This window comes from Pseudarthrobacter oxydans (genome assembly GCF_013314975.1).
GTDB classification, from domain to species: domain Bacteria; phylum Actinomycetota; class Actinomycetes; order Actinomycetales; family Micrococcaceae; genus Arthrobacter; species Arthrobacter oxydans.
The window spans coordinates 1-24082 of sequence record NZ_JABTYH010000041.1 but is presented as its reverse complement, the minus strand read 5'-3'; the positions used below and the strand labels follow the sequence as shown (position 1 = coordinate 24082).

The 24082-nt window shown below is 66.7% G+C and carries 20 protein-coding genes; 5 read left to right on the top strand and 15 right to left on the bottom strand.

The genetic code is table 11. From position 1 onward, the window contains the following. The first annotated feature begins 8 nt into the window (after nucleotides 1-8). Together HTS88_RS19680 and HTS88_RS19675 are read left to right on the top strand one after the other, a co-directional pair. Nucleotides 9-1505, top strand: coding sequence for a catalase (locus HTS88_RS19680; RefSeq protein WP_174181458.1), 1497 nt, complete (start codon nucleotides 9-11; stop codon nucleotides 1503-1505). Nucleotides 1506-1648: 143 nt separating this feature from the next. After that, nucleotides 1649-2284 carry a DUF2461 domain-containing protein gene (locus HTS88_RS19675; RefSeq protein WP_174181456.1) on the top strand — a complete coding sequence of 212 codons (636 nt, stop codon included), beginning with the start codon at nucleotides 1649-1651 and terminating at the stop codon, nucleotides 2282-2284. Here the strand turns inward: HTS88_RS19675 and HTS88_RS19670 are convergent. The 12 genes from HTS88_RS19670 to HTS88_RS19615 form a co-directional block, all read right to left on the bottom strand. Then, nucleotides 2262-3122 carry an ABC transporter ATP-binding protein gene (locus HTS88_RS19670; protein ID WP_174181454.1) on the bottom strand — a complete coding sequence of 287 codons (861 nt, stop codon included), beginning with the start codon at nucleotides 3120-3122 and terminating at the stop codon, nucleotides 2262-2264. The two genes, HTS88_RS19675 and HTS88_RS19670, sit on opposite strands and share 23 nt — an antisense overlap. Further along, complete coding sequence (locus HTS88_RS19665) at nucleotides 3112-3885, bottom strand: ABC transporter permease (protein ID WP_174181453.1); 774 nt, start codon at nucleotides 3883-3885, stop codon at nucleotides 3112-3114. Before HTS88_RS19665 ends, HTS88_RS19670 begins: the two co-directional genes overlap by 11 nt. Beyond that, nucleotides 3882-4724, bottom strand: coding sequence for an ABC transporter permease (locus tag HTS88_RS19660; protein ID WP_174181451.1), 843 nt, complete (start codon nucleotides 4722-4724; stop codon nucleotides 3882-3884). Before HTS88_RS19660 ends, HTS88_RS19665 begins: the two co-directional genes overlap by 4 nt. Beyond that, nucleotides 4721-5707, bottom strand: a complete 987-nt coding sequence (locus HTS88_RS19655; RefSeq protein WP_174181449.1) for an ABC transporter substrate-binding protein — start codon at nucleotides 5705-5707, stop codon at nucleotides 4721-4723. Before HTS88_RS19655 ends, HTS88_RS19660 begins: the two co-directional genes overlap by 4 nt. Before the next feature lie 221 nt (nucleotides 5708-5928). Beyond that, nucleotides 5929-6534 (bottom strand): TetR/AcrR family transcriptional regulator, encoded by a 606-nt coding sequence (locus HTS88_RS19650; RefSeq protein ID WP_174181447.1) that lies wholly within the window; start codon nucleotides 6532-6534, stop codon nucleotides 5929-5931. A gap of 90 nt (nucleotides 6535-6624) precedes the next feature. After that, a complete protein-coding gene (locus tag HTS88_RS19645; RefSeq protein WP_174181445.1) occupies nucleotides 6625-8169 on the bottom strand; it encodes an amino acid permease in 1545 nt (514 codons plus the stop codon). A gap of 173 nt (nucleotides 8170-8342) precedes the next feature. Next, nucleotides 8343-8747, bottom strand: coding sequence for a DUF779 domain-containing protein (locus tag HTS88_RS19640; protein WP_174181443.1), 405 nt, complete (start codon nucleotides 8745-8747; stop codon nucleotides 8343-8345). Then, on the bottom strand, nucleotides 8747-9769 hold the full coding sequence (gene adhP / locus HTS88_RS19635) for an alcohol dehydrogenase AdhP (RefSeq protein ID WP_174181440.1): 1023 nt from the start codon (nucleotides 9767-9769) through the stop codon (nucleotides 8747-8749). Before adhP ends, HTS88_RS19640 begins: the two co-directional genes overlap by 1 nt. A 56-nt stretch (nucleotides 9770-9825) precedes the next feature. Beyond that, complete coding sequence (exaC, locus tag HTS88_RS19630) at nucleotides 9826-11349, bottom strand: acetaldehyde dehydrogenase ExaC (protein WP_174181438.1); 1524 nt, start codon at nucleotides 11347-11349, stop codon at nucleotides 9826-9828. Nucleotides 11350-11498: 149 nt separating this feature from the next. After that, the gene (locus HTS88_RS19625; protein ID WP_174181436.1) at nucleotides 11499-12854 is read right to left on the bottom strand and encodes a helix-turn-helix domain-containing protein; all 1356 of its coding nucleotides are present in this window, start codon (nucleotides 12852-12854) and stop codon (nucleotides 11499-11501) included. Nucleotides 12855-12980: 126 nt separating this feature from the next. Then, entirely contained in the window at nucleotides 12981-14447 is a 1467-nt protein-coding gene (locus HTS88_RS19620; protein WP_400511192.1) for an FAD-dependent oxidoreductase, read from the bottom strand. Between the two features lie 53 nt (nucleotides 14448-14500). Beyond that, nucleotides 14501-15499, bottom strand: coding sequence for a DNA topoisomerase IB (locus HTS88_RS19615; RefSeq protein WP_174181434.1), 999 nt, complete (start codon nucleotides 15497-15499; stop codon nucleotides 14501-14503). A 105-nt stretch (nucleotides 15500-15604) separates the two neighbouring features. Here HTS88_RS19615 and rarD point away from each other — a divergent pair, with 105 nt between their 5' ends. Beyond that, complete coding sequence (gene rarD / locus HTS88_RS19610) at nucleotides 15605-16633, top strand: EamA family transporter RarD (RefSeq protein ID WP_174181432.1); 1029 nt, start codon at nucleotides 15605-15607, stop codon at nucleotides 16631-16633. Beyond that, entirely contained in the window at nucleotides 16630-17775 is a 1146-nt protein-coding gene (locus tag HTS88_RS19605) for a phytase (protein ID WP_174181430.1), read from the top strand. Before rarD ends, HTS88_RS19605 begins: the two co-directional genes overlap by 4 nt. A 131-nt stretch (nucleotides 17776-17906) precedes the next feature. Here HTS88_RS19605 and gabT read toward each other — a convergent pair whose 3' ends face one another. Further along, on the bottom strand, nucleotides 17907-19277 hold the full coding sequence (gabT, locus tag HTS88_RS19600; RefSeq protein ID WP_174181427.1) for a 4-aminobutyrate--2-oxoglutarate transaminase: 1371 nt from the start codon (nucleotides 19275-19277) through the stop codon (nucleotides 17907-17909). Between the two features lie 56 nt (nucleotides 19278-19333). Then, nucleotides 19334-20764, bottom strand: coding sequence for a gamma-aminobutyraldehyde dehydrogenase (locus tag HTS88_RS19595; RefSeq protein WP_174181425.1), 1431 nt, complete (start codon nucleotides 20762-20764; stop codon nucleotides 19334-19336). 168 nt (nucleotides 20765-20932) lie between these two features. Here HTS88_RS19595 and HTS88_RS19590 point away from each other — a divergent pair, with 168 nt between their 5' ends. After that, nucleotides 20933-22369 carry a PucR family transcriptional regulator gene (locus HTS88_RS19590; protein ID WP_174181422.1) on the top strand — a complete coding sequence of 479 codons (1437 nt, stop codon included), beginning with the start codon at nucleotides 20933-20935 and terminating at the stop codon, nucleotides 22367-22369. 9 nt (nucleotides 22370-22378) lie between these two features. Here the strand turns inward: HTS88_RS19590 and HTS88_RS19585 are convergent, their stop codons facing one another. After that, nucleotides 22379-23968 (bottom strand): CHAD domain-containing protein, encoded by a 1590-nt coding sequence (locus HTS88_RS19585; RefSeq protein WP_174181420.1) that lies wholly within the window; start codon nucleotides 23966-23968, stop codon nucleotides 22379-22381. Nucleotides 23969-24082: the final 114 nt, after the last annotated feature.

Sequence of the window (24082 nt, the reverse complement as noted above, 5' to 3'; positions counted from 1 at the left end):
GGAGAACAATGACTGCCATTTCAACAACCCAGTCAGGTGCCCCCGTTACGTCCGACGCGCACTCCAAGTCAGTCGGTGCCGACGGTGCCATCATCCTGACTGACCACTACCTGGTTGAGAAGCTCGCCCAGTTCAACCGCGAGCGGGTTCCGGAGCGCGTAGTGCACGCCAAGGGCGGCGGCGCATTCGGCACGTTCAAGGCCACCGAGGACGTGTCCAGGTACACCAAGGCAGCCTTCCTCCAGGCCGGCGTCGAAACCGAAATGCTGATCCGCTTCTCCTCCGTGGCCGGCGAAAACGGCTCCCCGGACACCTGGCGCGATCCCCGCGGCTTCGCCGTGAAGTTCTACACCTCCGAGGGCAACTACGATCTCGTGGGCAACAACACCCCCGTCTTCTTCATCCGCGACGGCATCAAGTTCCCGGACTTCATCCACTCCCAGAAGCGCCTCCCGGGCACCCACCTGCGCGACGCAGACATGCAGTGGGACTTCTGGACCCTGTCCCCCGAATCCGCCCACCAGGTCACCTGGCTGATGGGCGACCGCGGCCTGCCCGCCTCCTGGCGTGAAATGCAGGGCTACGGCTCGCACACCTACCAGTGGATCAATGCCGAGGGCGAGCGCTTCTGGGTCAAGTACCACTTCAAGTCCAACCAGGGCGTGAACTCCATGAGCAGCGAGCAGGCCGAGCAGCTGGCCGGCTCGGACGCGGACTACTACATCCGCGACCTGTCCGAGAACATCGAAGCCGGCAACTTCCCGTCCTGGGACCTCCACGTCCAGGTCATGCCGTACGAGGACGCCAAGACCTACCGCTTCAACCCGTTCGACCTGACCAAGGTGTGGCCGCACGGCGACTACCCGCTGATCAAGGTGGGCACCATGGAGCTGAACAGGAACCCGGAGAACTATTTCGCGCAGATCGAGCAGGCCACCTTCGCGCCGTCGAACTTCGTTCCGGGCATCGCCGCCTCCCCGGACAAGATGCTGCAGGCCCGCATCTTCTCCTACGCGGACGCACACCGCTACCGCGTGGGCACCAACCACGCCCAGATCCCGGTGAACCAGCCCAAGAACCAGGTCAACAACTACAGCCAGGACGGCGCCGGTCGTTACCACTTCAACGCCCCGTCCGTTCCCGTGTACGCCCCCAACTCCGTGGGCGGCCCGGCTGCCGTGGAGCCGCAGAACCCGGCCGGCGGCTGGGAGAACGACGGCGAGCTGACGCTTGCTGCGCACTCCCTCCACGCTGAGGACAGCGACTTTGTGCAGGCCGGCGCGCTGTACCGCGAGGTTTTCGACGACGGCGCCAAGGCCCGCCTGCTCGAGACCATCACCGGTGCCGTTGGCGGCGTGAAGAGCCCCGGCATCAAGGAACGCGCCATCCAGTACTGGACCAACGTTGACGCCGACCTCGGCGCCAAGCTGCGTGCCAACCTCGGTGCCGCCGATGCTCCGTCAGCCCCGGCTTCGGACGCAGAGTCAGCCAACAAGATCGGCTGATCCAGCCTTTCCTGAGGTTGCCCCAAGGGACCACCCCGTCACGGATTCCGTGGCGGGGTGGTCCCTTTTCCACATAGGGCAGCCTTTGCACATAGCCGGTCCGGGCACTGTCCTCCGGCGTTGGGCGAGCCTAGGCTCGCACCATGACAACTTTCCAGGGCATCCCGGCCGGCGCTTTCGGGTTCTACGAAGAGCTTCAGGACAACAACAACCGGGAGTGGTGGCAGGAGCACAAGGCCGGATACCAGTCGCTGGTCAAGGAACCCCTGGCATCTCTGCTCGCCGAACTGGAATCCCGGTACGGTCCGGCGAAGCTCTTCCGGCCCAACAGGGACATCCGGTTCTCCGAGGACAAGTCCCCGTACAAGACGGCCCAGGGTGCGGTGGCATCCGTCCAGGAAGGCGTTGGCTACTACCTGCAGATCAGTGCCGACGGCCTGCTGGTGGGCGGGGGCTGCCACTCGCACACCCCTGCGCAGCTGGTCCGCTACCGCAACTCGGTGGACGCTTCAGGCACAGGTGAGGCTCTCCGCCACATCGTGGAGGCTGTTGCCGCGGCCGGCTTCTCCGTTGCGGGCGAGAAGCTGAAAACAGTCCCGCGGGGGTACGCCCGTGAGCATCCGCGGGCGGAACTCCTGAAGCACAAGTCCCTCTCAGCCAGCGTCAGCCTGGGCCGGCCGGACTGGCTGGCCACCCCCGGCGCGGTCCGGGAGATCGCGGCGCTGTGGGATGGCCTGCGCCCGTTGGTGGACTGGGTCAGCCGGCACGCTGCCCCTTGACGGGGGTTTCACCTGCTGATGCCGCAGCAGGCCGGTGTCCCTTCTTGGCCAGCTGGATCTGTTCGTAGACGTGGTGGCGAAGCTCGGTGAAGCGCGGCAGGGAACGGGTGTTCAGCTGGTCACGGTCCGCCGGGAGGTCGATCTGGATATCCTCCTGGATCACCGTCGGAGAACTCGACAGGATGATGACCCGCTCGCCAAGGTAGACCGATTCGTCAATGTCGTGGGTCACGAACAGCACCGTCACGCCGAGCTTTTTCCAGACAACCCGGATCAGGTCCTCAAGATCGGCCCTGGTTTGCGCGTCCACCGCCGCAAACGGTTCGTCCATGAGCAGGACCTCGGGCTGGTAAGCGATGGCCCGGGCGATTGCGACGCGCTGCTGCATGCCGCCGGAGAGCTGCCAGGGGTAGGACCGCGGGACGTGGGAGAGGCCCACTGCTTCAAGGGCATCATCCACCAGCCGGTCGCGTTCGCCCTTGGGGACACCCTGGTTCTTCAGCGGCAGCTCCACGTTGTCCCGCACCCGCATCCACGGGAACAGCGAACGCCCGTATTCCTGGAACACCACCGCCATCTTCTTGGGCGGGCCGGTCACGCGCTTGCCGTCCAGGAGCACCTCGCCCTCGGTGGGCGCCATGAGCCCGGAGATGCACTTGAGCAGCGTGGTCTTGCCGGACCCGGAGGGCCCCACCAGGCAGGCCAGCTCCCCGGCGCGCAGGTCGAAGGTGAGGTTTCGGACAGCCTCGACGTCGCCGCCGTCGGTCTGGTAGACCTTCTTCAGCCCCCGTACGGAGAGCGTGGCCTCCGTGTTCGGCTGGGTGGGGTCAGGCTGCATTTTCTACCTCTTTCTGGCCGTGGTACCAGCGCAGGATGTTCCGTTCGGCCCACTGGAAGATGAAGGACATGGCCACGCCCAGCAGGCCCAGGACCACGATGCCGGACCACATCTCGGGGATGGCGAAGGACCGCTGGAACTGAACGATCGTAAAGCCCAGCCCGGATGACGAGGCAAACATTTCGGAGATCACCATCAGGATCAGTCCGAGGGACAGTGACTGGCGGACGCCGGCCATGATCTGCGGGCTCGCGGAGGGCAGCACCAGGTACCGGACCCGCGCCCAGCCGCTGATGCCGTACGTGTGGGCGGAGTCGGAGAGTACAGGGTCCACGGCGCGGACGCCTTCGATGGTGTTCAGCAGCACCGGCCAGACGCAGCCGGAAATGATCACCATGACCTTCATGGAATCGGTGATTCCCATGAGCAGCATGAGGACCGGCACCAGGACCGGGGGCGGGATGGCGCGGAAAAACTCCAGCGTCGGTTCCAGGAGGGAACGCAGCCACCGGACGGATCCGATCAGGACACCACCCACCACCCCGATGAGGATGGCAACGGCGACGCCCACCACAAGCCGGCCCAGGCTGGGCAGGACATCGGAAAAGAAGCGGTCACCGAACCAGACCTCGCCGAACGTCTCCACGAGGTCTGCCGGCTTGGGGACAAAGAAGTTAACTGAGCCCAGCGTGGACACCCACCAGACCAGGACCAGCAGCACGGGCAGCCCGAGGATGTAGCCGATGTTCCTGGCCGTCCTCATACGATCACCTCCGACCGGATGGACGAGTGCCAGCCCAGGATCCTTTTTTCGATCTGGCGCATCAGCATGTTGATCAGGACGCCGATCAGTCCGGTGGCCAGCACCAGGGCGTACATGCCGGAGATGGCGCCGCCGGACTGGGCCAGGGCAATTTCCCTGCCGAGTCCCGGGGATCCGATGACGAGTTCCGCGGTGATGGCCAGGACCAGAGCCACGGCCGCGGCGAGCCGCACCCCCGTCATCAGGTAGGGCAGGGCGGTGGGAAAGACCACGTACCGGATCCGGGCCATCCTGCCCAGGCCGTACGTCCTGGCGGTGTTGTTGGCAACCATGTCCACGTCGGCCACCCCGTACAGCACCTGGATCAGGACCTGCCAGAAGGAGGCGTACACAATCAGGAGGAGGGACGACTCAATTTTCACGCCGAAGAGCAGCACGGCCAACGGGATGAGGGCAACCGACGGGATGGGGCGAAGGAACTCGATCGTGGAGTTGGTGGCCTTCCGCAGGAACTCGCTGGAGCCGATGATGAAGCCCAGCAGCACGGCGGCCGCCACGGCCATCAGCAGGCCGAGGAACCACGCCTTCATGGTCTCGCCCACCGCAACCCAGAAGGCCGTCAGTCCGAAGTCGACAACCAGGGCGGCGATGACCTCGCTGGCGGGCGGGAGGAACCGTTCATCGATCAGGCCAAGCCGGGGAATGAGCTCCCACGTCGCCAGGAATCCGATGATGCCCAGGATCCCCAGCAGCTGTTTCGCTGCTCCTTTGCCCGCCTTCCGGCGCTGCCGCTCCACGGATGGAGCGGCACCGCCGGCGGCCAGGGTTTCCGAACTCACGGGAGGAGGTCGTCCGCACTGGGGGCTTTGGAGAGGGTGCCGTACTTGGCTGCCGCGTCGCCCAGCGTCTTGAACGCGCCCTCGTCGAACTCAACGCGGTAGCGCGGGAGGATCATCTTCGCCCGTGTGGCCTCGTCGATCTTGGTGTACGTGCCCACGATCTCGCGGACTTCGTCCGGGTGCTCCTGGGCGTATTCCAGGGACTTGTTCATGGCGCGGGTGAACTTCTCCGTCAGGTCGGCTTTACCGCTGATGGTGTCGCCCTTGGTGAAGTAGCCGGCGATATCGAGTTCCGGGCTCATCTCCACGAAGTTCGATGACACCACCGTTCCGCCCTCATCCACGGCCTTGGACAGGAACGGCTCAAGGATCCATGCTGCATCCACCTGCTTGTTGGCCAGCGCCGCAGGTGCGTCAGGGAAGGCAACTTCCACGAACTTCACGCCGCTGGGATCGCCGCCGTCCTTCTCGATGACCGACTTAATGGTGGTGTCGCCGATATTGGAGAGGTTGTTCACGGAAACAGTTTTGCCGGCGAGGTCCTTGGCGGACTGGATGTCCGATCCGGCCGGGACAACGACACCGCCGATGTCTTTGCCCTCTTCACCCGTGGTGGAGGCACCGTTTGCCACGAACTTCAGGTCCAGCCCCTTGTCCTTGGCCACCATGACCGAGATCAGGTTGGAGAAGGCGAAGTCGAAGCTGCCGCTGACCACGCCGGGGACAATCGCCGCGCCTCCGGTGGCTGTCTGTATATCCAGCTCAAGGCCCTCTTCCTTGAAGAAGCCCTGCTTGTCACCGAGATAGATGGGCGCGCAGTCGACAATGGGGATGACGCCCACGCTGACCTTGGTCAAACCCGCATCCCCGCCCCCGGTGGCGGGTGCGGTTCCGCCTCCCGTGGAACTGGGCGAGCCGCTGCCGCAGGCCGCCAGCCCCAGGATGGAGGCCGCTGCGAGGACGGAAATAAGACGACTTTTCATGTTCACTCCTTCGTGCCCATGACCCGGAACCGCTGCGTTCCCAAGCCCTAGTGTTCGCCATTCGAACAGTCGTTCGATTACTCTGATTCAATCATGGTACGACGGCCAGGCCACCGATGTACGGCTCATTGTTACAGCTCTGGGACGGCGGCGTAAGGGACCCGACGGCGGCACTGTACTGCCGCCGTCGGGCCGCCAGGGAGTCCGGCGGGCAGGGCTGCTCAGCCGCCCTGTCCGCCAGCCGCCAGCCGGGTCTCAAGGTTGTTGAAGAAGACCGTGAGCATCAGTTCGAAAGCCTTCGTGGCTGCCTCCGGCTCGTTCATGACCACGAAGTCGAACTGGAGTCCGTAGAAAGTGGAGGTGAAGAGCCGCGCGTCCGTATCGGCGAATTCCTCCGGTATCCCCTGGACCATCAGCCAGTCGCGGGTCTTGTGGTGGAGCATCCGGAAGTGCTCCTGCGACGTCCCCCGCGGCTCGGCGGCCACAATGTCCTGCGCCGTCGCTTCAAATTCGAGCCGCGTGAGGTGCCGGTTGCGCTGCGCCATGGTCCACTGCCAGGAATCCAGCAGGAAGTCCCGCCAGGCAGCGCGGTCGATGTCCCGCACGTCGGTGTTGCGCATCCGGTCCAGCCGGGACTCGATGGAAACCACGATGTCGTTGATGAGCTGGTCGCGGCTCCCGAAGTGGTACACCAGCACGTAGGCGCTCATCCCCAGGCCGTCGGCCAGGCTCCGGAAGGTGAGCTCGGCCAGCGTCTTGTCCATCAGATAGTCAAGGATGGCGGCGAGGAGCTCGGCCTTGCGTTCGTCTCGTGTGGGGCGGGCCATAAGTCCAATCCTAGGTGGCGGCTCCCTCCCGGAAGCCGGGCATGCGAATGCCCGCCCGGGAGGCCTGGGCGGGCATTCGGGGAAACGGGGTCAGACGCGGGTGAGCTCGTCGCCGTCGCGCACCCCGCCGGAGGCCGTTCCGTTAACCGCACTGCTGGCGTCGCCGAACCGCTCGTTGAGGCGGGAGTGGCGCTGGCCGTAGGCGAAGTAGATCGCCATGCCAATGACCAGCCAGACGGCGAAGAAGATCCACGTCTCCACCGCAAGGTTAGTCATGAGGTAGAGGCACAGCACTGCGGACACGATGGGCAGGACCTTCCCGAAGGGGACGCGGAAGGCGGGCTTCAGGTCGGGGCGCTTCTTGCGGAGCACCAGGATGCCGAGGCTTACCACCACGAACGCGGACAGCGTTCCGATGTTGATCATTTCCTCCAGCAGGTCCACGTTGGTCAGGCCAGCCACCAGTGCAACAGCGGCGCCGCAGATGACCTGGAGGCGCACCGGCGTCGAACGCTTCTCGCTGGTCCTGGACAGCGCCCGGGGCAGGAGGCCATCGCGGCTCATGGCGAGAACCACGCGGGACAGGCCCATAAGGAGCACCATGATCACGGTGGTCAGGCCCACCAGCGAGCCGAAGGCGATGACCTTGGCGGCCGAGGTGTCGCCCACGGCTTCGAAAGCGGTGGTGAGGGTGGGGTTCTCCGCCTCGGCCAGCTGCGTGTAGGACACCATGCCGGTCAGGGCCAGGGAGACCAGGATGTAGAGCAGGGTCACCAGGGCCAGTCCGCCGAAGATGCCGCGCGGCAGGGTCTTCTGCGGGTTCTTCACTTCCTCGGCGGAGGTGGCCACCACGTCGAATCCGATGAAGGCGAAGAACACCAGGGCGGCGCCGGCAAAGATGCCCAGGGTGCCGTACTGGGCCGGGGCCGCGCCGGTCAGGAAGCCGAAGAACGACTGCTTGAGGACGTCGGCGGTGCCCGTGCCGCCGGTGGGCTCAGCGGCGGGAACGAACGGGGCGTAGTTTTCGAACTTCACGTAGGTAAAGCCCACCACGATCACAAAGAGGACGACGCCGATCTTGATCAGGGTGAAGATGTTGCCCACGCGGGCGGACAGCTTGGTGCCAAGGACCAGCAGCACGGTGAAGACGGCGACGATCAGGAAGGCGCCCCAGTAAAGGTCAACCCCGCCCAGGGAGACCGCCGGCGGGATATCGGCCCCCATGAGAGCGAACACCTTGCTGAGGTAAATGCCCCAGTACTTGGCGATGACCGCTGCGGCGGTGAAGAGTTCCAGGATCAGGTTCCAGCCGATGATCCAGGCCAGGAGTTCGCCCATGGTGGCGTAGGTGAAGACATAGGCGGAGCCTGCCACGGGGATGGCGGTGGCGAACTCGGCGTAGCACATGATGGCCAGCGCGCAGGTGACCGCGGCGACGGCAAAGGACAGCGTCACAGCCGGTCCCGAGAAGTTGGCTGCCGCCTTGGCGCCAACGGAGAAGATGCCGGCTCCGACAGCCACCGCGACGCCCATGATCATCAGGTCCCAGGTGCTGAGGGAACGCTTGAGCTTGCGTCCGGGCTCATCGGCGTCGGCCATCGACTGCTCGATGGATTTGGTCCGGAGAAGGTTCATAGGGAGATCACAATCCTGGTTTCGGCTGGAAACAGACCTCCTAACGCTAGTGTCCATCCACTGGACGGGCCGAATTGTTCCGAATGGTGAGACACGCGATATGCCAAACTTTGTTCCTGCAAACGCACGTGGGACCCTCCGGATGGAGGGTCCCACGTGGTTCAGCCGAATTATCAGGCAGGCCAGTCCATGAGGGTGGAGCGGATCAGGAACCGTTTGCCTTCCGGCGCTTCCACGGAGAAGCCGCTTCCGCGTCCCGGCACCACGTCCACTGTCAGGTGGGTGTGGCTCCAGTAGCTGAATTGTTCCCGGGACATCCAGAATTCCAGGGGCCGCGGTTCCAGTCCGTCGGAGAGGTCGAAGAGGCCCAGCAGGACGTCTGCTTCCGCGGTGATGAAGTCGCCCGCCGGATAGCACATGGGCGAGGACCCGTCACAGCAGCCGCCGGACTGGTGGAACATGAGCGGCCCGTGCTGGAGCCACAGCTTCCGCAGCAGCTGCACGGCGGCCGGGGTGAGCGCCACCCGGGAGAAATCTTCCCCGGGCAGCGTCACCGCGGCCTTCAGCGTGTCCTGCATCAGAACCTCAGGACCACGCGGCCGTCGATCTTGGCGTGCTTCATCTCGTCCAGCACCGCGTTGATTTCCGAGAGCTCCCGGACTGAGACGGTGGGGTGGATCTTGCCCTGCGCGTAGAAGTCCAGCGCTTCCTCCATGTCCTGCCGGGTTCCCACGATTGAACCGCGGACCGTCAGGCCCTTGAGCACAATCTCGAAGATCGGTGCGGGAAAGTCGCCGGGCGGCAGCCCGTTGAACACGATCGTCCCGCCACGGCGTGCCATGCCGATGGCCTGGCCGAAAGCTGACGGGTGCACGGCCGTGACCAGGACGCCATGGCAACCTCCTGTTTCGCGCTGGATGACTTCCACCGGGTCCTCGTGCAGGGCGTTGACTGTCAGTTCGGCGCCGTGGGCCTTCGCCAGGGCGAGCTTGTCGTCGGCGATGTCCACGGCAGCCACCCGGAGGCCCATGGCCACCGCGTACTGGACGGCGATGTGGCCCAGGCCGCCGATGCCGGAGATGGTGACCCACTGGCCTGGCTTGGCCTCGGTCATCTTCAGGCCCTTGTAGACGGTGACGCCGGCGCACAGCACCGGCGCCACCTCTACGGGGTCGGATCCCGCCGGTATGCGGGCGGCGAACCGCGAGTCCACCAGCATGTACTCGCCGAACGAGCCGTCCACGCTGTAGCCGGCATTCTTCTGCGCTTCGCAGAGGGTTTCCCAGCCGGTGCGGCAGTACTGGCAGTCGCCGCAGGCGGACCAGAGCCAGGCGTTGCCCACCAGGTCGCCGACGGCCAGGTCGGTGACGCCCTCGCCGAGGGCCACCACTTCCCCCACGCCCTCGTGGCCGGGGATGAAGGGCGGCGAGGGCTTGACGGGCCAGTCGCCTTCTGCGGCGTGGAGGTCGGTGTGGCAGACGCCGGTGGTCAGGACCTTGACCAGCGCCTGTCCCGGACCTGGTGTGGGAATCTCGAGGTCCTGGACCTGGAGGTCCTTGCCGAATTCGGTTACTACTGCTGCTTGCATTCTCGTCGTCATTGGCGAAATCCTTGCGTCGTTGTGGCTGGGTGTGGGGCGGCGGTGCGCGGCGGTTCCTAGAAGAAGCCGAGCTTGTTTTCGTTGTAGCTGACCAGCAGGTTCTTGGTCTGCTGGTAGTGGTCCAGCATCATGGCGTGGTTCTCACGTCCGATGCCTGAGGACTTGTAGCCGCCGAACGCGGCCCCGGCCGGGTAGGCGTGGTAGTTGTTCACCCAGACACGGCCGGCCTGGATTTCCCGGCCTGCCCGGTACGCGACGTTGCCGTTGCGCGACCAGACGCCGGCGCCGAGGCCGTACAGGGTGTCGTTGGCGAGGCCCATGGCCTCGTTGTAGTCGCTGAACTTCGTCACGGCGACCACCGGGCCGAAGATCTCCTCCTGGAAGATCCGCATCTTGTTGTGGCCCTCGAAGACCGTGGGCTGGACGTAGAAACCGCCGGCGAGGTCGCCGGGCAGTTCGGCGCGGGCGCCGCCGGTCAGGACCTTGGCGCCTTCCTGCTTTCCGATGTCGATGTAGGACAGGATCTTCTCGAGCTGGTCGTTGGAGGCCTGGGCGCCCACCTGGGTCTCGGTGTCCAGCGGGTTGCCCTGCACCATCTTCTCCACCCGGGCAACGGCGTCGGCCATGAAGGACTCGTAGATGTCTTCCTGGACGAGGGCGCGGGACGGGCAGGTGCACACCTCGCCCTGGTTGAAGGCGAACAGCGCGAAGCCTTCCTGTGCCTTGTCGTAGAAGGCGTCGTTTTCCTGGGCGACGTCGTTGAAGAAGATGTTGGGACTCTTGCCGCCGAGCTCGAGGGTGACGGGGATGAGGTTCTGGCTGGCGTACTGGCTGATCAGCCGGCCCGTGGTGGTCTCGCCCGTGAAGGCGATCTTGCGGATGCGGGGGCTGGACGCGAGCGGCTTTCCGGCCTCGACGCCGAAGCCGTTGACCACGTTCAGGACGCCGGCGGGGAGCAGGTCGCCGATGAGCTCCATCAGGACCAGGATGGACGACGGCGTCTGCTCGGCGGGCTTGAGCACCACAGCGTTGCCTGCGGCGAGCGCGGGAGCGAGCTTCCAGACGGCCATCAGGATGGGGAAGTTCCAGGGGATGATCTGGCCGACGACGCCGAGCGGCTCGTGGTAGTGGTAGGCCGTGGTGTCCTCGTCGAGCTGCGAGAGCCGGCCCTCCTGGGCGCGGACGGCGGAGGCGAAGTAGCGGAAGTGGTCCGCGGCCAGGGGCATGTCGGCGTTGAGGGTTTCGCGGATGGGCTTGCCGTTGTCCCAGGACTCGGCGACGGCCAGCATTTCCAGGTTCTCGTCGATCCGGTCAGCGATCTTGTTCAGGATCGCGGCGCGCTCGGCCACGGAGGTCTTGCCCCAGGACGGTGCAACCTTGTGCGCGGCGTCGAGTGCCAGTTCAATGTCCTCCGCTGTTCCGCGGGCCACCTCGCAGAAGACCTTGCCCGTGACGGGGGTGACGTTTTCGAAGTACTGGCCCTTGACGGGGGCCACCCACTCGCCGCCGATCCAGTTCTCGTAGCGGTCCTTGAAGGTGACCTTCGAACCCTCGGTACCGGGCTGGGCGTAAACAGTCATTGCTAGCTCCTTTGCTGTGCATGGGGCGGAGGCCGGGTCATGGCCTCCGCCGTTGCACTCAGCGTAGGAGGGCAAAGGTTGCAGCCAGGTTGCACGGGAGTGGCCCAGCTCACAGAAAGGTTGCCGGATGGAACGACGGCGGCAGGCGCCTAGGCGCTGAGCTCGGCTTCCAGCCGCTCCAGGTCTGCGACGACGGCGGCACGCTTGGGCGAGCGGGCAGGCAGCAGTTTCAGGGCGGCACGGCGGACCCCGACGTCGTCCCTCGCCTCCGGCAGCTCCGCGTACCGGAGCAGCGTTTCGGCGCTGCCGTCGGTGAGGACGGCTTCGCGCATCAGGGACGAGACCCTGTCCCGAAGGTCGATGATGCCGGGCGCCTCGGACTTGGGCAGGACGGCGCCGCGATAGATCTCGAGCGCGATCCGGTGGGCGCCGCGCTGCAGGCAGTTCAGGACCTGTTCGCTGTCCGGAACAAGGTCCATGCTGAGCTTGTAGGGCCTGGACTCCGGCACGGCGGCCGGGTTGAGCTGCTGCAGGACCTTGCGCAGCCTGACCATTTCGGCACGCAGGGTCATGGTGGAGCCGTCGCCCGGGTACAGGAGGACGCTGAGTTCCTCGGCGCTCAGTCCGTCAGGATGCGAGCTCAGCAGGGCGAGGATTTCGCTGTGCCGGGCGGACAGCACCACGGTTTTGCCTTCGATGCTGAGCAGGGCCTGGTCCCGGCCCAGAAGCTGGAGGCTGTTGCGGTACAGGCTGCCTTCCTTCGCCCCTGCCCCCGGTGACCGGGAAGCGCTGCCTTGGCTCCGCCGTCGTGCGGGCCTGCTGGCCAGCGACGCCGCCAGCTGCAGCCGTTCAACGCGCAGCTGCGCCTGCGCGGCGGCCACGGTCGCCTCGACGAGCGACAACGTGTGGGGTGCCACCGCCGTGGCCGTACCGGTAATGTCCACGACGCCCAGGACGGCACCGGAATCCGGATCGTGGAAAGGAACAGCGGTGCAGCTCCACGGGTGGACCGTCCGCTGGTAGTGCTCGGCACCGGAGATCTGGATGCCCCGCCCCAGGGCCAGGGCGGTTCCGGGCGCGCTGGTGCCAACGGTGGCTTCGGACCAGTCCGCGCCCGGGACGAACATCATGCCCTCAGCCCGGCGCTGCAGCGCGGGGTCCCCGTCAACCCACAGCAGCCTGCCCACTTCGTCGCCCACCGCCACCAGCAGGCCGCTGTCATGGCTGGGCTGCACCAGGAGTTTGTTGATCACCGGCATGATGGCGGCAAGGGGGTGCTGCCTGCGGTAGTCGTCCAGTTCGTCCAGGTCCATGGCCAGCGGGGCCGCCGGATTGTCCGGGTTCGCTTTGAAACCTGCCGACCGCTGCCAGGATTCGCGGATCAGTGCACGCAGGCCGGGCAGCTCAGGCGCATCGGCGAAGGTGCCGCCGTCGAGCTGCTCGTGCGCGGCCAGGGCGCGGAGCTGCAGCGACTCGCCGGCGCCGGGCTGGGTGAGGTTCGTCATCGAACTCCTGGTTGCTGCAATCCGTCTGCAGGGGACATGGCCGCACGCTGCCGGCCAAGGGGTGGTGGCCATTGTAGCGCGGCCCTCCTCCCCCACCTAGCCTCCCAGGCGGGGTCGCGGGGTGGGTCAGCCGCGGGAGATGCGGATCATCTCCTCGCGCGGCACCACCTTGATGCGTTCGCGGACCACGTGGTCCAGGCCTTCCGGACCGGTCCAGGCCGCACCGAGCTGTGCCTCGTGGGCGTCCAGCCTGTTCCAGCCCTCCCACGTGGTGTATTCGATACCGCGCTCTTCCAGCAGGTCGATGATGGCCTGGGGGTCGGGGTTCTGGGCCGGCGGCAGGGTCAGCCGGTCCTCGAGCAGGAAGCCGATGGTCTCCAGGGCGTCGCCCTTGGTGTGGCCGATCAGGCCCACCGGTCCCCGCTTGATCCAGCCGGTGGCGTAGATGCCGGGAACCGGGTTGCCTTCGGCGTCCAGGACGCGGCCGCCTTCGTTGGGGATGACGCCCCGCTTGGCGTCGTACTCGAGTTCGTCCAGGGCGGAGCCGTGGTAGCCGATGGCCCGGTAGACCGCCTGGACGGGGTATTCGATGTACTCCCCTGTGCCTTTCACGTTGCCGGTGCCGTCCAGCTGCATGCGCTCGAACTTGATGCCGCCCACCTTGCCCGTGCCGCTGTCCCCGCCTTCGGCAAGTACCTCCACGGGGCTGTGCAGGAAGTGCAGGTGCAGCCGCCGGGAGGACGGATTCTCGGACTCGGCGTGTTCCTCCACCAGCCAGTTGGTGAGGGTGTTCACCATGGTCTTGATCTGGTTGTTGCTGCGGATGGCTTCATCGGAGGCTTCATCGAATTCGAAGTCTTCGGGGTAGAGCACAATGTCCACGTCGTTCATGTGGCTCAGTTCGCGCAGCTCCAGCGGCGTGAACTTCACCTGGGCAGGGCCGCGGCGGCCAAACACATGCACGTCCGTGACCGGGGAAGCCTTCAGGCCGGCATACACGTTGTCCGGGATCTCGGTGCTCAGCAGCTCCTCGGGGTGCTTGACCAGCATCCGCGCCACGTCCAGGGCCACGTTGCCGTTGCCGATCACGGCGATTTCCTTGGCCTCAAGCGGCCATTCGCGCGGCACGTCCGGGTGGCCGTCGTACCAGGAGACGAAGTCCGCACCGCCGAACGAGCCCTGCAGGTCGATGCCGGGGATGTCCAGGTCCGCGTCCTTGACGGCGCCGGTGGAGAAGATCACGGCGTCGTAGAAGGCGCGGAAGTCGTGGAGGGTGAGGTCACGGCCATAGGTCACGTTGCCCAGGAACCGGATGTCGCCGCGGTCCAGGACCTTGTGCAGCGCGTTGACGATGCCCTTGATGCGGGGATGGTCCGGGGCCACGCCGTAACGGATCAGGCCATACGGCGCCGGGTAGGCCTCAAACAGGTCGATGCTGACCTCGAAGTCGCCGTCCTTGACCCCGCTGGACTTGGTCAGGATGTCCGCAGCGTAGACGCCCGCCGGTCCCGCGCCCACAATGGCGACGCGGAGGGGACGGGAAGACGTGGTTTCGCTGTGGTTGGACACCGGAAGCCCTTCTGAACTGATCATCTGATGCATGACGTCGCGCCGAACAGGTAGCGCACAGTCCCCTATTCTAGGCCTCAGCCGCTTTTCGCCAGCGGAACCACGTCGCCTTCCCGGTAAAGCAGCGCCCGGAGCTCGGCTTCGGCGGAGTCGGGCCGTTTGGGGTCGATGGTTTCGCCCTCGTGGTAGTGGTCCAGCACGCGCGGGTCCACGTAGCTCTTGCGGGCGATGGACGGGGTGTTGCCCAGCACCTCGGACGCGTCAACCATGGCCCGGCTGATGGCACGCTTGCGCTTGGCGGCCGTCCGCTGCGGGCCGGTCCGTGCCAGGCTGGCGGCGGCAGCCGCGGTCCCGCGCAGGGTCCGGAAGTCCTTGGCGGTGAAGTCCGAGCCGGTCCGCTCCTTCACGTAGGCGTTGATGTCCGCGCTGGTGACAGGACGCCAGCGCCGGCCCTCCTTGTACGCCAGGAGCCTGGCGTTTCCGCCGCGGCGCTTGAGCAGGCGCAGCAGGGCGGCGAGGTCGGCGTCGCGGATTTCAGATTCCCAGTCCTTGCCGCTCTTGGCCGGGAAACTCAGGTGGACCCGGTCCTTGCGCACCTGGACATGGGCACACAGCAGGGTGGCCAGCCCGTGGCTGCCGTTCTCGTTCGTGTACCGTTCGGACCCCACCCGCAGGGACCCGCTGTCCAGCATCCTGAAAGCGCCGGCGAGGACACGCTCGCGCGGGAACCCTTCCCCGCGCAGGTCCATGGTGACCCGGCGCCGGGCAGCAGGCAGCGATTCGGCCAGCTGCAGGGCGCGGTCGAACTTGACCCGGTCCTTCCGTTCCCGCCATTCCGGATGGTAGATGTACTGGCGCCGGCCCACGGCATCCAGCCCGGTGGCCTGTATGTGCCCGTTCTCAAACGGGGCAATCCAGACGTCGGTCCAGGCCGGCGGGATACCAATGCTCTCCAGCCGGTCCCGGACGGGGCCGGGCGGCAGCGTTGAACCATCGAGGTCCCGGTAGCTGAAGCCCTTGCCGGCGGCGACACGGCGGTAGCCCCGGCCTGAGGCGTTGCTGCGACGGAGCCTCACAGGGCCGTGCCCGGCCGCTTCGCGAATGTCATGAAAGCAAGCCTACTGACTATTTCCCGGATTGCATGTCCTGCCTGCTGGAATACCTGCCACTGAGGTGGTGTTATGGGTTTCGTGCCCTCTCCCGACGGATCGTCCTCCCTCAGCGCCCCGGCTCCCGCGGCTGCCGCCGGTTCCTCCCCCGGCCCTTCTTCCCCGGCAGCGGGGCCTAAGGCAGTGGACAAGGAGACGACGGCGGGAGTCCTCTTCGGCATCGCCGCCTACGGGCTGTGGGGGCTGCTCCCGCTGTACTTCTTTGTGCTCATGCCGGCCGGCGCCGTCGAAATCGTGGCCAACCGGGTGGTGTGGTCGCTGCTGTTCTGCGCACTCCTCATCACGGTCACCCGTGCCTGGTCCGCCCTGGCCCAGGCCCTCCGGAACCGCGCTGTGTTCGGATCCCTGGCCCTGGCCGCCCTCCTGATCGCCGTCAACTGGCTTACCTACACCTATGGAGTCACCACAGGACAGGCCGTTGAGGCGTCCCTCGGGTACTTTATTAACCCGCTGGTGTCCGTGCTGCTCGGCGTGTTTGTCCTGAAGGAAAAGCTGCGGCCGCTGCAGTGGGCCGCCGTCGGCATCGGGTTTGTGGCGGTGGGAGTCCTGACGTACTCCTACGGCAAGCTCCCCTGGATCGCGCTGACCCTGGCGTTCAGCTTTGGCCTGTACGGGTTCGTTAAGAAACGGGTGGGGCCGCGGGTGGACGCCGTCATGAGCCTCAGCGTGGAAACCATGGTGCTGGCCCCGTTCGCAGCCGCCACCATGATCTTCCTGGCAGCGACCGGAACCGACACCCTCACCACGCAGGGTCCCGGCCACTTCTGGCTCCTGGTGGCGTCCGGGGTGATCACCGCGGTTCCGCTGCTGTTCTTCGGCGCTTCCGCCCGCAGGCTGCCCATGACCACCATCGGCCTCCTCCAATACTGCGCCCCCGTCCTGCAGTTCATCATTGCCCTCGTGGTGTTCAGGGAAGCGATGACCGTGGACCGCTGGATCGGGTTCGGCGTGGTGTGGCTGGCCCTGGCCGTCCTGACCGTGGACATGCTGGGGACGGCGCGCAGGAACTCGGTGGCCCGGCGCGCAAAGCGGGGCACATGACCTCTCCTGCCGCGGGAAGCACCAGGCGTACCCGCATCCGTATCGCCGTCGCCGCGCTCCTCGCGCTTGCCGTCCTGGCGGCGCTGGTGCTGATCACCACCCTTCCGCCAGGGGACCGGCCGCCCGGGCCTGCCAGCCCTGAACCTTCCCCGCCCGCCACAACGGCAACGGCCCCGGCGGCAGGGGGACCCGCGGTGGAAACGTCCAGCTTCTCGGGGTCGGGAGACGTAGCGGATGACGCGGCCATTTGGGTGGACCCCGCCAATCCGGCCAACAGCGTGGTGATCGCGGACAACAAGGCAGACACGGACGGGGGCATCGCTGTCTTTGGGATTGACGGCGAACTGATCCATTTCCGTCCGGACGGGAAGATCGGCAACGTCGACCTGAGGACAGGGTTTCCGCTGTCCGGGGAAACGGCCGTGCTGGTGGGCGGGAACAACCGGACGGACGACACCCTGGCCCTGTGGACCCTGGACACGAAGACCCGGGAACTCACACCCGTAGCGGCAGGCGACATTCAGACGTTCGCACCCAACTACGGCTTCTGCATGTACCGCAGCAGCGCCAGCGGCAAGTTCTACGCCTTTGTCACCCCGAACGAGGAAGGACCCATCCAACAGTTCGAGTTGGCTGACGACGGCGGAGGCCGGGTGGAGGCGGGGCTCGTCAGGGAGCTTCCGGTCAGCAGCATCACGGAAAGCTGCGTGGCGGACGACGAGCTGGGGCACCTCTACATCGCGCAGGAAGACGTCGGCGTGTGGAAGTACAGCGCCGAACCCGACGCCGGCAAGGAACGGACCGCCGTGGACAAAACCGGTGCAGGGCGGCTCGTGGCAGACGTGGAGGGGCTGGGCATCAGCTACGGCCCGGCCGGATCAGGGCACCTTTTCGTGTCCAGCCAGGGCGACTCCACCATTGCCATCTATGAGCGGTCCGGCAGCAACGCCTTCGTCAGGAAGTTCAGTGTGGGTGGCAATGGGGATATCGACGGCGTGTCCGGAACCGACGGCCTGGACGTGACGGCACTGGACGCCGGGCCGCAGTTTGAACAGGGACTCCTGGTGGTCCACGACGAAGAGAACAGCGGCGGGACAACGTCCAACCTGAAGTACATTCCGCTGGACTCCGTCCTTCGCTGATCCGGGCCGCCCCGGCAGGCGTTCCCCGGACAACCGCTGCCCAAACAGGAAAGCCCCAGGCCCCGGAAGCATGCTCTCCGGGGCTTGGGGCTGTGTGCGCCTTTGCGGGGGCGTTGGTTAGGGGCGGGGTGTTACGCGTTGGCCCTGATGGCGGCGGCGAGGACGTCCAGGCCGTCGTTGAGCAGGTCATCGGTGATGACCAGCGGCGGCAGCAGGCGGATCACGTTGCCGTAGGTTCCGCACGTCAGGATGATGACGCCTTCCTTCAGGCAGGCAGCGGCCACGGCCTTGGTCAGTTCCGGGTTGGGTTCCTTGGAGCCTGCCTGGACCAGTTCAATGGCCAGCATGGCGCCGCGGCCGCGGATGTCACCGATCACGGCGGTCCCGGCGGCGGCGAGCTCGGACTGGAGTTCGCGGAGCCGGCCGGTGGCGAGTTCCTCGATGTGGCGGGCACGCCCGTTGAGGTTGTACTCCTCCATGGAGCCAATGGAGGCCAGCGCAGCGGCGCAGGCAACCGGGTTGCCGCCGTAGGTGCCGCCCAGGCCGCCCGGGTGGACGGCGTCCAGAAGGTCTGCCCGGCCGGTGATGGCGGACAGCGGCATGCCGCCGGCGATGCCCTTGGCCATGGTCAGGATGTCCGGAACAACGCCCTCGTGGTTGACGGCGAACCATTCACCGGTGCGGCAGAAGCCGGACTGGACCTCGTCCGCGATGAAGACGATGCCCTTGTCCTTGGCCCACGCGGCCAGTGCCGGAAGGAAGCCCTCGGCCGGGACGATGAAGCCGCCCTCGCCCTGGATGGGTTCGATGATGATCGCGGCAACCTGGTCCCCGCCGATCTGCTTTTCGATCATGGTGATGGCACGCTTGGCGGCCTCGGCACCGGTGATCTCCGGGTTTTCCTCGCGGTAGGGGTAGCTCATGGGCATGCGGTAGACCTCGGGCGCGAACGGGCCGAAGTTGGTCTTGTACGGCATGGCCTTGGCGGTGAGCGCCATGGTGAGGTTGGTCCGGCCGTGGTACGCGTGGTCGAACGCCACGACGGCGTCGCGTCCGGTGGCGAGGCGGGCCACCTTGACGGCGTTCTCCACAGCCTCGGCGCCGGAGTTGAAGAGGACGGTGCGCTTCTCGTGGCTGCCCGGGGTAAGGCGGTTCAGCTGTTCGGCCACCGCCACGTAGCCCTCGTAGGGGGTCACCATGAAGCAGGTGTGGGTGAAGTGCTCCACGGCTTCCTTGACGGCCCCGACGACGGCGGGATCGGACGCGCCGACGCTCGTCACGGCGATGCCCGAGCCGAGGTCGATGAAGGAGTTGCCGTCGACGTCGTGGATGATCCCGCCGTCGGCGTCTGCAACGTAGACGGGGACGCTGGAGGCTACGCCGGCGGCGACGACTGCCTTGCGGCGTTCCGTCAGGGCCACGGATTTGGGTCCGGGGAAGTCAGCCTGGACCCGGCGCTTCTGCTCCAGGCGGAAGGTGATGTCTGATGCTGTGGTGGTCATGGGGGAGGCCTTTCTTTGAAGCCTGGGATTTGGTGCGGTCGAAATGGAAGGCGCGGTTACGCGTCGAGGGCGGACATGACGTGCTTGATGCGCGTGTAGTCCTCCACGCCGTACATGGAGAGGTCCTTGCCGTAGCCGGACTGCTTGAAACCGCCGTGGGGCATTTCGGCGGTGAGGAGGATGTGGGTGTTGATCCAGACGGCACCGAAATCGAGGTCCCGGCTGAGCCGCATGGCCGTGCCGTGGTTGCTGGTCCAGACGCTCGAGGCCAGGGCGTAGTCAACGTCGTTCGCCAGTTCAACGGCCTCCTCCTCGGTGCTGAACTTCTGCACCGTGATGACGGGTCCAAAGGTTTCCTTCTGGACAATGTCGTCGGTCTGCCTGGCGCCGGTGACGATGGTGGGTTCGAAGAAGTAGCCCTTCTCCCCCGCCCGGTGGCCGCCGGTGACAATCCTGCAGTTCTCCGGCAGGTTTTCCACCACGGAGCTGACGGCGTTGAAGTGGTTGATATTGTTGAGCGGGCCGAAGTAGTTGTCCTCGTCGTTCTGCGAGCCCGTGCGCAGGGTCCTGGTGTGCTCCACCATGGCCGCCACGACGTCGTCGTGCACGGAATCCTCCACCAGCACCCGCGTGATGGCCGTGCAGTCCTGCCCTGCGTTGAAGAACGCGAATTCGGCAATCGCCGCCGCGCTCTTCTTGATGTCGGCGTCCTTGAAGACAATGGCGGGAGCCTTGCCGCCGAGCTCGAGGTGGGCACGCTTGAGGCCTTTGGCCGCACCCGAGGCCACAGCGATGCCGGCGCGGACGGAGCCGGTGATGGACACCAGGCCGGGGACCTTGTGGTCAACCATCATTGCGCCGGTTTCGCCGGTGCCCAGCACCACGTTCAGGACGCCGGCCGGAAAGATGTCACCGGCCAGGCGGGCCAGGACCAGGGTGGATTCCGGCGTGGTGTCCGAGGGCTTGAGCACCACGGTGTTACCGGCTGCCAGTGCGGGACCGATTTTCCAGATGGCCATCAGGAACGGGTAGTTCCAGGGTGCCACCTGCGCCACGACGCCAATGGGCTCGCGGCGCACGTAGGAGGTGTGGCCTTCGAAGTATTCGCCGGCGGACTTGCCCTCGAGGATGCGGGCCGCGCCGGCAAAAAAACGGAGCTGGTCGGCACCGGCGGCCACCTCCTCCGAGGCGATCAGGGAGCGCACCTGGCCGGTGTTGCGGTGCTGGGCTTCCACGAGTTCATCGCTGTTGGCCTCGACGGCGTCAGCGAGCTTGAGGAGCATGAGCTGGCGCTGGCCCGGGGTGACGTGCTTCCAGGTTTTGAAGGCGTCCTTGGCCGCGGTCATGGCAGCGTCCACATCGGCCTGCACCGAGACGGGCGACTGCGCCACGACCTCGCCGTTCGTGGGGTTCACGATGTCCAGCAGGGCGGTGCCGGCAGGGGTGACGAACTTCCCGTTGATGAAGTTCTGCAAGGTTTGGACCACGGTGTGCAACCTCTTTCGTAGGGGCCGTCCGCGCCCGGGCGGAATTCAGGGCGGAAGGATGGAACTGCCTAGAGCCTATGCCAGCGCCCTTGCGCCGTGAATAGCCACCTGCACACCCTTTCTTAACCTTTTTAGTGCGGTTGCCCAGCGCCCCTTTATCCTTGATCCATGGCCATTTCCCTTGCCGCCCTCTTGGGTGTGAACTCCCTGAAGCTGACCAAGGCCGGGCTCGCGGAAACCACCTGGCACCAGGACATCAACTGGGTGGCCGTGACCGAACTTGAGGACCCGCACCGCTTCATCAACGGCGGCGAACTGATCCTCACCACCGGCCTGCGCCTGCGGTCCGCCCCGGAACAGCGGCGCTTTGTCCGGCAGGTGCAGCGGGCCGGCGCCGTGGGCATCGGCTTTGGCGTGGGGCTCTCGCACGAGGCAGTCCCCCCGGCCCTGCTGGCGGAAGCCAACCGCTGGGGACTGCCCGTGGTGGAGGTCCCCTATGAGACGCCCTTCATCGCCATCGGCAAACTGGTGGCCGACGCCCAGTCCGCGGACCACTACGCGAAGCTCGAACGGCTGATCGCCGGGCACCAGGTGCTGGCGCGCGCACTGCTCACCGGCGGCGGGCTCTCCGAGCTCCTCAAGCACCTGGGCGGCATGCTGCGCACCGATGTTGCCCTGACCCAGTTCACGGCCCAGCTCTACAACAGCAGCAGCGAACCTCCCTCGGCCGACACATGGTCCTCCTACCCCGTCCCCACCGGCCGGCGGGACGCCTGCACCCTGTGGGTCCGGCAGCCCTTCGAGGATTCAGGCATCATCGGCTACGCCCAGAACCTGATCAGCGTTGAACTGAACAACATGGTCAAGCAGCGCCAGGCCCAGCGGGCATTGTGCGGCCAGGTCCTCGAGGACGTCATCCACGGGGCCCTGGAAACCAGCGAGGCCCAGCGGCGCCTGGCGGGCGTGGGCGTGAACAGCACCCGCAAGAACGTGGTGCTGCTGGCCGTGTCCGCCGCGCACAACAAAGCGCTGGTGAGCACCTCCGTGCCGCGCGAACTGGAGAACGCCGTGGCCGCCGTCGTGGGCAAGGACCTGGTGCTGGTGATTAATGACGACGGCGGCGGCGCACCTGCGCTGGCCCGCAAGCTGAGTGACCACCTCGCCGAGGCGGGCCTCCACGCGACCATCGGAATCGGCGGGGCGTACACCAAACCGAACGGCCTGCGGTGGAGCTACTTCGAGGCCCGGGATGCCGCCAGCCACGGCTTGCCCGTCAACGAACCGGAGCGGCTGAGCCTCACATCGCTGCTGCTGGCCAGCGAGGACGTGCCGCTGGCGGACATGGCCAATGAGTCCCTGAACCCGCTCCGGACCTTCGATGCCACCCACGGCTCGGAGCTGATGACCACCCTGGAGAGCTACCTCAACAACAACGGCTCGGTGGCTGCGGTGGCGGAGGAACTCACGCTGCACCGGAACACGGTCCGCTACCGGCTGGCGCAGATCACCGAGCTGACCGGGTACGACCCCGCCGTCACCACGGACCGCGTCCAGCTCTGGCTGGCCCTGGCCGTGGCCCGGCTGGGCGCCCGGCAGGGCAAGTAGCCACCGGCGTTAAAGGACCCCGCGGCGCAGCAGCTCGCGGGATTTCCTGCGGGCTTTCCGGTACTTGGCTTCGGCGTCCTTCATCAGCTCGTCCTGCCGGTTCTCCAGTGCTGCGAAGACCGCGGCCGCGGCAGTCTGCTCCTGGCGCGAACCCACGGTGATCAACAGGTCGCGGGCTATCACGGCGTCATGGAAGTCGCCCAGGATCTTCTGCTGCCGCTGCGCCGCCTTGGCCACCTTCCCGGCGCGCCTGCCACGCACCAGGGCCGCCGTTTCCGCCACGTGCCGGAGCCGCTTGGCATCCTTGCGTACCTGGTGGAGGGCGTTTTCATGGTCCGTTCCGCGCCTGGCACGCGTTGCCGCCTTGTGCGAGCACCGCAGCCGCCGGGCCGACTTGTCCACTGCTTTCGCGGACTCCCGGCGGCCCCGCGCCACGGCCTCCGACCGGACCGGCGGGGCGTCCCGGAAGGCCTCAAGTTCGTCCAGGAGCCGGAAGTAGCGGTCGGAGCGCAGTGCTTCCTGCAGCTGCCGGTACCCGTCGTCGAACGCGCCGCCCACTTTGCGCTCCACCCGGTCACTGGCAACAGCAACCCCCTCGCCCGGCGGCAGTTCACCCAGGTGCCCGCGGAGCCTGTCCAGCAGGACCTCGGCGTCCCGCGGGCCGCCCAGCAACTGGCCCAGCCACTTCAGTTCATCGCGCAGATGCCGCACCGGGCGGGCGGTGTACAGCTTGCGGTAGGCCGCGAGCGCGGAACGGATCCGCCGGACCGCTGAGCGCATGTTGTGCACGGACTCGGGTTCCTCCAGCCGGACCCCAGGATCCTGGGCCAGGACTTCCTGAATCTGCCCGGCGAGGTACACGGTGACGACGGCGGCCGCTGGCGCCTTCTTGCCGGCAGCAAGGTCCGGGGTGCTTCCGTCCGGCGCGCTTCCGTTGTGGGTGCTTTGGCCGCCCGTTCCGCCGCCGAGGGCACGCGCCAGCTTGGAGGCATGGCCGGCAGGGCGTGCGCCGGCCTGGACCAGCAGTTCCTCGGCCGGGGTAAAAAGCTCGGGCCCGCCGTGGACAAGTTCCAGCTCCCACTCGCGCCACTGCTGCCCGCCGGGGACGGAGCCTTCTCCCTTTCCCGGATGGAGGCGCTCAGCGGTCACGCGGTCGTCGGCCAGGTCTGCCAAGTGCGTGCCGTCCCCGCCGTAGAGGGCGTGGGTGGTGCGCCTGGTCTCGAGCCGGACCACCGGTGCCACGGCCGCTCCGCGGAGGTACGCCTGGATGTGGACCAGCAGGCTGTCCGGCACCACGCCGGGCTGTCCCAGCGGGGCGTGCAGTTCCCGCCGCTGCTGGGGTTCCGCTGTGCCGCCGCCGGACTCCAGCGGCGGCAGCTTCAGGTGCCAGCCTGCGTCGGTTCCGCCCGTGCGGCGCCGAAGGGTGATCCGGCGGGACGCGAGGATGTGCTCGGCGGTGTCGAAGTAAACGGCTTCCAGGACGGCGGTGTGGGGCGCCCCGGCCCTGGCCACGCCGGGAAGGCTGTCCAGCGCGGGCACGGCGGCGTCGTCGTCGACGTCGTACTTCTTTTCGATCTCAAGTCCCTGCGAAGCCTTCACAAGCTGTCCCTTCCGCATCGCGCGCCGGGTCCGGACCATGGCGTCCGGGCTCCCGCTGGCAGTCTATTGCCCGCCGCCGGGAAGCCGGGAGAGCTTGGCCACAGAACCGCAAAC

Bases quoted from the DNA above. Each gene is read 5' to 3' on its own strand.
- HTS88_RS19680 (WP_174181458.1), top strand. From the start codon at position 9: ATGACTGCCATTTCAACAACCCAGTCAGGTGCCCCCGTTACGTCCGAC.
- HTS88_RS19675 (WP_174181456.1), top strand. From the start codon at position 1,649: ATGACAACTTTCCAGGGCATCCCGGCCGGCGCTTTCGGGTTCTACGAA.
- HTS88_RS19670 (WP_174181454.1), bottom strand. From the start codon at position 3,122: ATGCAGCCTGACCCCACCCAGCCGAACACGGAGGCCACGCTCTCCGTA.
- HTS88_RS19665 (WP_174181453.1), bottom strand. From the start codon at position 3,885: ATGAGGACGGCCAGGAACATCGGCTACATCCTCGGGCTGCCCGTGCTG.
- HTS88_RS19655 (WP_174181449.1), bottom strand. From the start codon at position 5,707: ATGAAAAGTCGTCTTATTTCCGTCCTCGCAGCGGCCTCCATCCTGGGG.
- HTS88_RS19650 (WP_174181447.1), bottom strand. From the start codon at position 6,534: ATGGCCCGCCCCACACGAGACGAACGCAAGGCCGAGCTCCTCGCCGCC.
- HTS88_RS19645 (WP_174181445.1), bottom strand. From the start codon at position 8,169: ATGAACCTTCTCCGGACCAAATCCATCGAGCAGTCGATGGCCGACGCC.
- HTS88_RS19640 (WP_174181443.1), bottom strand. From the start codon at position 8,747: ATGCAGGACACGCTGAAGGCCGCGGTGACGCTGCCCGGGGAAGATTTC.
- adhP (WP_174181440.1), bottom strand. From the start codon at position 9,769: ATGACGACGAGAATGCAAGCAGCAGTAGTAACCGAATTCGGCAAGGAC.
- exaC (WP_174181438.1), bottom strand. From the start codon at position 11,349: ATGACTGTTTACGCCCAGCCCGGTACCGAGGGTTCGAAGGTCACCTTC.
- HTS88_RS19625 (WP_174181436.1), bottom strand. From the start codon at position 12,854: ATGACGAACCTCACCCAGCCCGGCGCCGGCGAGTCGCTGCAGCTCCGC.
- HTS88_RS19620 (WP_400511192.1), bottom strand. From the start codon at position 14,447: ATGATCAGTTCAGAAGGGCTTCCGGTGTCCAACCACAGCGAAACCACG.
- rarD (WP_174181432.1), top strand. From the start codon at position 15,605: ATGGGTTTCGTGCCCTCTCCCGACGGATCGTCCTCCCTCAGCGCCCCG.
- HTS88_RS19605 (WP_174181430.1), top strand. From the start codon at position 16,630: ATGACCTCTCCTGCCGCGGGAAGCACCAGGCGTACCCGCATCCGTATC.
- gabT (WP_174181427.1), bottom strand. From the start codon at position 19,277: ATGACCACCACAGCATCAGACATCACCTTCCGCCTGGAGCAGAAGCGC.
- HTS88_RS19590 (WP_174181422.1), top strand. From the start codon at position 20,933: ATGGCCATTTCCCTTGCCGCCCTCTTGGGTGTGAACTCCCTGAAGCTG.